The 236-nt window shown below is 61.0% G+C and carries 1 rRNA gene; it reads right to left on the bottom strand.

The window, feature by feature from the left end:
* Positions 1-109: ribosomal RNA gene (locus tag ACYQ0J_RS13945) — 23S ribosomal RNA — on the bottom strand; the annotation flags it as partial.
* Between the last annotated feature and the right edge of the window lie 127 nt (positions 110-236).

Below are 236 nucleotides of genomic sequence, written 5' to 3'. Positions count from 1 at the left end.
TCCAGGGATCAACGCCCGCTACCGGCTCCCCCTGGCTTATCGCAGGTAGCCACGTCCTTCATCGGCTCGGGTGCCAAGGCATCCACCGTGGGCCCTTAGCATCTTGACCCTCAAAGACCACGCTCCACACGTGGCCCTGGGCTCCTATCCATCCACCCCAGCTTTCAAGATCCCCCGCCACCATCCAGGCAGCGCAAAGAAAAAACTACCAGACCAAAGCACCTGTGTCAAGGGGG

The sequence above is a fragment of the Thermus sp. FJN-A genome (assembly GCF_054655095.1).
Note: the sequence above shows the minus strand (reverse complement) of the source record. Positions and strands in the feature narration are given on the sequence as shown.